7 protein-coding genes and 1 pseudogene are annotated in these 6,987 nt (G+C 68.1%); all 8 read right to left on the bottom strand.

Annotation, left to right across the window (positions count from 1 at the left end; all coding sequences use genetic code 11):
* A pseudogene (locus J7E68_RS08075) lies at positions 1 to 549 on the bottom strand (ABC transporter ATP-binding protein); the annotation flags it as partial.
* On the bottom strand, positions 546 to 1,760 hold the full coding sequence (locus J7E68_RS08070; RefSeq protein WP_215171532.1) for a hypothetical protein: 1,215 nt from the start codon (positions 1,758 to 1,760) through the stop codon (positions 546 to 548). The pseudogene J7E68_RS08075 and the gene J7E68_RS08070, both read right to left, overlap by 4 nt.
* 22 nt (positions 1,761 to 1,782) lie before the next feature.
* Entirely contained in the window at positions 1,783 to 2,769 is a 987-nt protein-coding gene (locus J7E68_RS08065; protein ID WP_215171536.1) for a Gfo/Idh/MocA family protein, read from the bottom strand.
* Positions 2,766 to 3,863: a DegT/DnrJ/EryC1/StrS aminotransferase family protein gene (locus J7E68_RS08060; RefSeq protein ID WP_215171530.1), complete on the bottom strand. Its 1,098-nt coding sequence runs from the start codon at positions 3,861 to 3,863 to the stop codon at positions 2,766 to 2,768. Before J7E68_RS08060 ends, J7E68_RS08065 begins: the two co-directional genes overlap by 4 nt.
* Positions 3,860 to 4,471, bottom strand: coding sequence for an acyltransferase (locus J7E68_RS08055; protein WP_251048773.1), 612 nt, complete (start codon positions 4,469 to 4,471; stop codon positions 3,860 to 3,862). The genes J7E68_RS08060 and J7E68_RS08055 overlap by 4 nt, the downstream gene beginning before the upstream one ends.
* Positions 4,468 to 5,700, bottom strand: coding sequence for a glycosyltransferase family 4 protein (locus tag J7E68_RS08050; RefSeq protein ID WP_215171528.1), 1,233 nt, complete (start codon positions 5,698 to 5,700; stop codon positions 4,468 to 4,470). Before J7E68_RS08050 ends, J7E68_RS08055 begins: the two co-directional genes overlap by 4 nt.
* On the bottom strand, positions 5,697 to 6,098 hold the full coding sequence (locus tag J7E68_RS08045) for a DUF2304 domain-containing protein (RefSeq protein ID WP_215171526.1): 402 nt from the start codon (positions 6,096 to 6,098) through the stop codon (positions 5,697 to 5,699). Before J7E68_RS08045 ends, J7E68_RS08050 begins: the two co-directional genes overlap by 4 nt.
* A complete protein-coding gene (locus J7E68_RS08040) occupies positions 6,095 to 6,823 on the bottom strand; it encodes a glycosyltransferase family 2 protein (protein ID WP_215171524.1) in 729 nt (242 codons plus the stop codon). Before J7E68_RS08040 ends, J7E68_RS08045 begins: the two co-directional genes overlap by 4 nt.
* Between the last annotated feature and the right edge of the window lie 164 nt (positions 6,824 to 6,987).

Genomic DNA, 6,987 nt, shown 5'->3' with positions numbered 1-6,987 from the left:
CGCCCCGGGATGGACGGGCGGGACGAGTCCGACGAACGGCTGGGCGATGCCGAGCACGAGGATGAGCGAGAAGAAGCTCATGAACTCACCGATGACGGACGCCCCAGGAAGCAGGAAGCCGGAGATGGTCGTGCTCACACTCGAGTCGCTGATGCGGACCAGGTCCGAGGAGTTGCGACGAAGACGCTCGATCCACGGGGCGCGGATGTACCCGTCGAACACGCGTACGCCGAGCTGAAGCTCGTAGGCGGCGAAGCGTCGGGTCGCGAACCACTGGAGGGTGAGGGCGAACACGCCCTTGAGGACGATCAGGACGCACACCAGGCCGAGCGGGATCAGGATCTGCGCACCCTCGAGCGTGCCGACGATCGGCAGATCGATGGGCTGACGACTGATCAGCGGCGAGATGACGACGGCGAGCATACCCAGCGCGAACCCGTCCATCAGGGCGAGTGCGCCCATGATCGCCGCGTAGAAGGTCAGGAACCGCGACGCACTGCGCGGCAGAACCCCCAGGACTTCCTTGTACAGCGCCCAGTTGGCCTTCATGATGCTCCCCCCGTGGCCTGGATGGCCGCCAGGAACGCCCGGCCCTCGGATTCGGAGTTGAGTTCCGCCGCGACGATGCGCGAGTTGTTCTTCATCCGCGTCACCTCCTGCGCGTCCAGAGCCGCCAGCGTGTCTCTGAGAGACTCCCAGGTGAACTCCGGCACGACGACGCCATGCTCGTAGCGGCGGACGATCGGCGCCAAGGTCGGTGTCTCGCCGACGACGAGAGCCAACCGCCCCTGGGCGGCCTCGAAGAATTTGTTCGGCATCGCGTATTGGATGTTGTACGTCCCGTTGGGTCGGTAGAAGACGATCTCGATGTCGAACTCGTTGATCGACTGCGCGATCTCGCGCATGGGTGCGGGCGGGACGATGTGGATACGGTCCTTCGCCGGATGCGCCGCGATCTCCGCGCGGAGCTTGGCATGAACCGCGGGATTCTCGGTCAGCATGAAGGTCATCGAGAAGCGTTCGGGGAGTTCTCTCAGCGCCGCGAGTATCTCCGTGAACCCTCGAGCCCAACTCGGCCTCCCGTGGAACAGCATCCGGATGTCCGCGGGGTCGACCTCGCTCGGCTCGAGTCCCGGTACGAACGGCGGAGCGTTGCGGACTTCGGCCGGCACCGGAATCCCGAACTCGTCTGCGTACAGGCGTCCGATCGGGGTGTTGACGACCGAGCGGCTCGTGAAGCGCGGTGATCCGATGTGCCTGCGGACCCATCGGTAATGAGGCCCCATCAGCCGACCACCGAGGTTGCGGCGTCGCACGTCCGGATCGCGATACTCATGCAGGTCGAGGTGCCGTCGCCCTCGTAGGGCTGCTGCCGAGAAGTCGCGGCGGTCTTCCACCCAGGGGACGAACTCGTATTCGTTGAAAACCACGAGGTCGTATCCCCCCGCGCGGATCCTGCTGCGGAGCTCCTGCGGAACGCGGCGCGTCACCAGGAGGCGGAAGCGCGATCGCGCGGGCATCAGGAAATGGGTCGCCAGGGTGCCGAGCCGTCCGCGTGTCCATCGCACGGGGTCGCCCAGCTCGAAGTGGTCGCGGACCTCGTCTGTCGGGTGCGGACCCAGACCGAGCGTGTCCACCGTCCAACCGTCGCTGCGGAGCCAGTCGATCTCTCGGCGCACACGAGGGTCTTCGGCGATGCGCGAGTACGAGAGGACCAGTACCGTCCGTTCGGGCGTGGGTGTCGTCGGGTCAGGGTTCATGTCTCACAGGAGTCGAGGGCTTTCAGAGGATGATCGACGCGCCGGTGCGCGCCGACTCGAGCGCCGACTCGACGACGACGAGCGTCCTCTGCCCCTGTTCCATGGTCACGACGTCGGTCTGCTGCCCGAGCACGGCATCGCGGAAGGCCTCATGCTCGACGCGCAGCGGCTCGCGCTTGGCGAACGCGTAGCGCGTGACGTCTCCTTCTGAGACCCCGCGGAACGACGACACGGACTCCCACTCGAGGGGGATCGTGCCGTTGGCGTAGAACGTGAGGTCGCCGGTGGAGGTGTCGGCGACGAACGCGCCCTTCTCCCCCGTGACGACCGTGACGCGCTCCTTCATCGGGCTGAGCCAGTTGACGATGTTGTTCACGATGACGCCGGACGCGGTGCGACCGGTGATCGTGATCATGTCCTCGTGCTCACGACCAGACTTGAACGCCGTCTGCGCGAAGACGCGCTCGTAGTCGCTCTGCACGACCCAGGCGGTGAGGTCGACGTCGTGGGACGCGAGGTCCTTGGCGACACCGACGTCGGCGATCCGCGACGGGAACGGCCCCTGGCGACGAGTGGTCACCTGATAGACCGCGCCGAGTTCGCCGGCTTCGATCCGGCGCCGCAGCTCCTGAAGGGCCGGGTTGAAGCGCTCGATGTGCCCGACTGCTCCGACCAGACCCGCCTCGGCGAAGGCATCGACCATCCGCTGGCCCGCATCGACGCTGTGGGCGATCGGCTTCTCGACCAGCGTGTGCACGCCCGCGGCTGCGAGCTTCAGCGCCGCGTCTTCGTGGAAACGAGTGGGAACGGCGACGACCGCGATGTCGATGCCTGCCGCGATCAGCGCATCGATGTCGGGAAGGATCTCGAGATCACCGGCGACGCCGTGCGGGTCTCCGCCGGGGTCGGCGATCGCGACGAGGTCGATGCCGTCGATCTCACGGAGCACCCGGGCGTGGTGGCGCCCCATCATCCCGACGCCGAGCAGACCGGCGCGGAGCGTCATCAGGCGCCTGCCTTCGCCACGGCGTTGACGGCCGCGACGATGCGCTCGAGGTCATCCTGGCTGAGCGACGGGTGCACGGGGAGAGAAGCGACTTCGCGAGCTGCGCGCTCGGTCTCGGGCAGGTCGAGCCCCGGTGCGAAGTGGGTGAGCGAGGGCAGACGGTGATTCGGGATCGGGTAATAGACGCCCGCACCCACGTTGTATTCGTTCTTGAGGGCAGCGACGAAGCCGTCACGGTCTTCCGGAACGCGGATCGTGTACTGGTGATAGACGTGCACAGCACCATCGGCGACGGGGGGCACCACCACGCCCTGCAGGTTCGCGTCGAGGAACGCGGCGTTCTGCTGACGCTGGCGGGTCCATGCGTCGACCTTGGTGAGCTGCACGCGACCGATGGCCGCGTGGATGTCCGTCATGCGCGCGTTGAAGCCGATGACCTCGTTCTCGTACTGACGCTCCATGCCCTGGTTGCGCAGGAGCCTCACACGGCGGGCGATCTCGTCGGTGGCCGTGGTGACCATGCCGCCCTCGCCGCTGGTCATGTTCTTGGTCGGGTAGAGGCTGAACATCGCGAACTCGCCGAACGAGCCGACGGGTCGACCGTCGAGCGCGGCACCGTGAGCCTGAGCCGCATCCTCGTAGAGAGCGACTCCGCGCTCGGCGGCGAGAGCCTCGAGCTCGCGCATGCGCGCCGGGTGACCGTAGAGGTGAACCGGCAGGATGCCCTTGGTCTTCGGCGTGATCGCCGCGGCGACCGCCTCGGGGTCGAGCGAGAAGGTGTCGGGCTCGATGTCGACGAACACCGGCGTGCCGCCGGTCAGCGCGACCGAGTTGCCGGTGGCAGCGAAGGTGAAGGAGGGCACGATGACCTCATCGCCCGCACCGACGCCGGCCGCCAGGAGTCCCAGGTGGAGTCCGGCGGTGCCGGAGTTCACGGCCACGGAGGGACGCCCCGGCACGAAGTGCTCGGAGAACTCCTTCTCGAACGCCGCGACCTCGGGGCCCTGCGCGACCATGCCGCTGCGCATCACGCGATCGACGGCTGCGCGCTCTTCATCTCCGATGATGGGCTTCGCGGGGGGAATGAACTCGCTCACACGGTCTCCTTGGTCAGTTTTCCGTCAGTTTCGAAGAATCGATCGCCGGTGGTGGGGCATACCCAGATGTTCTCGTCGTCGCCGCGCACGAGCGGCACGCCCGACTCGCCCACCCAGCCGATGCGGCGTGCGGGCACGCCCGCCACGAGCGCGTATGCGGGAACGTCCTTCACGACCACGGCACCCGCGGCGACCGTCGCCCATGCGCCGATGGTCACGGGGGCGACGCATGTCGCCCGGGCTCCGATGGCAGCTCCGCGCTCGATCGTCACCCCGACGGGCTCCCAGTCGTGCGCGCTCTTGATCGTGCCGTCGGCATTGATCGCGCGAGGGTAGGTGTCGTTGGTGAGCACGACGGCGGGGCCGATGAAGACGCCGTCGCCCAGCTTCGCCGGCTCGTAGACCAGCGCGTAGTTCTGCACCTTGCAGTTGTCGCCCATCACGACGCCGGTGCCGATGTACGCGCCTCGCCCGACGATGCAGTTCTCACCGAGCCGGGCGTTCTCGCGCACCTGCGCCAGATGCCAGATCGAGGAACCGTCGCCGATCGACGCGTCGGCCGAGACATCGGCGGAGTCGACGACCCGCACGCTTGCGGAGTTGGTCAAGAGGCAGGCCTTCCGTTGGGTCCGGGGTGCGCAGAATGCGCATCCTCGATCCTAGCCTTCCGGCTCCGACGAACCTGCGAGACCACCGCCGCCACCCGCGCCGCCACAGCCGTGAGCGACACGTGCTCCCGCGCCCACCCGGCGCGTACGTCCCTGGTCCGTTCCGTCCGACCGCTCGTCTCTTCCTCGAGCAGCACCCGCATCGCGCGGGCGATCTCATCGGCGTCGAACTGCACGGCCATTCCGAGGCCGGCATCCGCCACGAGCCGCGATCCCGTCGCCGGGCCGGCGAAGAGAACCGGCGTGCCGACGGCCGCCGCCGCATAGGTCTTCGTCGGCCGCGCGAAGTCGTAGCCGATGCCGGGAACGATGCTGACGAGAGATGCGACCGCCCCACGGATCCATCCCGCCGACTCTGCCGGGCTCACCACGCCGCCGAAGTCGACGCGGCCCGGCACGATCTCCTCCGCGAGCGCCCGCAGGTCGTGTTCGACCGCTCCCTGCCCGAAGAACTTCACGCGGACGTCGGGCGCCTCGGACGCGATCTGAGCGAAGGCCCGGATGAAGACGTCCGGTCGCTGCCACTCCGACATCGTCCCCGTGTAGACGAAGTACCGCGCGGTGGACGGCGGCGCCTGGGCCTCGGGGGTGAACACCGAGGTGTCGATCCCATTGCCCACTGTGGCGATGCGGGCGGAGTCCGCGCCGAGCAGAAGCAGCCTCTCGGTCACCTCGTCCGAGACGGAGATGATCGCCGAGGCGTGGCGCAACACCGTGCTCTCCATCCAGCGCATCACCGCCACGACAGGCTTCGGGGCCCCCATGGAGATGACACCGTCGGTCCACACGTCCGCGGCGTAGTAGACCAGCGGACGACGCCTCACTGCGGCGACCACCGAGGCGACGATCCCGGTGGTCGGCGGCGACTCGGCCACCACCACATCGAATCGCGAGACCAGCAGCCGCAGGAGCAGCGGCGCGTCGAAACTCATGTACTGGATGTAGCCGCGCACGTTTCCACCACGGTCGCGAAGCACCGGCCACCGGCGGACATCCACCCCCGGCGCGTCAGAGGTCAGCGGAGCATGCGAGGGCGGGGTCGTGGTGAGCACCCGCACCTCGCCCTGATCACGCAGAGCCGCGGCGAGAGCTCCCAATCGGAACGCTCCGGCGCTCACCTCCGGAGGGAACAGCCGGGAGGCGATGACGGCGCGCGAGGCACGGCTCACCGTTCTCCCCCGGGGTCGACGTCGCCACGGGGGGCCGTCAGATCGGCCACCCGCTCCTCCAGCTGCTCGATGCGCTGCTGATGGAAGGCGGCCTTCTCGGCGAGGGCACGCATCTTCTCCTCGGTGCGCGTCAGCTCGGCACCGTATTGCAGACTCACCAGGAACAGCAGACCGATGGCGACGAAGAAGATGAGGTTGACGGGCAGTGTGACACCGAGTGCCCGCGCGGCCCAGGTGAGGGTCTGCGGGAACACTGCGAGAATCAGCGCGAGCAGGCCACCCACGAACCACCACACGGCGTGACGCTCGCGAAGCGTCCCCCGTCGCATGAGCTCGATGATGGCGAACAGCGCGAGCAGCGCGGCGACGATGCCGAAGGCATAGGTGACGGGGTTCATCGCACATCCTCGATCCGGGTGCGCGGGCGCAGCATCGCCAAGCCGAACGCCGCACACGCCCTGGTCAGGTAGACCGCCGCCTTCCACGGCCGGTGCGAGGGCTCTCCGCCCTGACGCTGACGCATCGCCACAGGGACCTGCGTGATCCTGAGTCCCGCCCTCGCGCCGATCACCAGAGCCTCGATCGTGTCGCCGAGGTACTCGGCGGGGAAGTTGTCGGCGAAGAGCGCGACTGCTCGCGGTCCTGCCGCCTTGAATCCGCTCGTGACGTCGGTGAGGCGCGTCCGCGCCACGCGGCTCATGATCGTGGCCAGCACGCGCATCGCCCACCGACGCGGGCCCTTCACGCCGTAGTCGCCGATGCCCGCGAACCGCGCGCCGATCACGAGGTCGGCATCGCCGAGTCCCTCGAGCATCTCGAGGATCGCCGAGGGGTCGTGCTGGCCGTCGGCGTCGACCTGCACGACGACTCGGTAACCGTGATCACGAGCGAATCGGAAGCCTGCGCGCATTGCTCCGCCGACGCCGAGGTTGTACGGCAGCGAGAGCACGATGGCTCCCGCGTCGCGGGCTCGCAGCGCCGTGCGATCAGTGGATCCGTCGTCGATGACGAGACACCGGGCAGAGGGGACGGCCGCAGTGACGGAGCGGACGACCGCTCCGACGGAGTCTTCTTCGTTCAGAGCCGGTATGACGACGAGAACGGACGGATCATTCGGGCGCATCGAGTGAGATCTTACCGACGCATCTGTCGAGCTCACCGCGCGCACGCTGTGATTCGCCAGAGTGAGACGTCGCCGACCTCAGCGATCTCCTCGACACCGGGTTGACCGGCCAACTCCGTGATGCCCGGCCTCACATACCGCCCGGGGGCGGACTCCCCGGGGCC

The organism is Microbacterium sp. ISL-103 (genome assembly GCF_018613995.1).
Taxonomy (GTDB): Bacteria; Actinomycetota; Actinomycetes; order Actinomycetales; family Microbacteriaceae; genus Microbacterium.
Note: the sequence above shows the minus strand (reverse complement) of the source record. Positions and strands in the feature narration are given on the sequence as shown.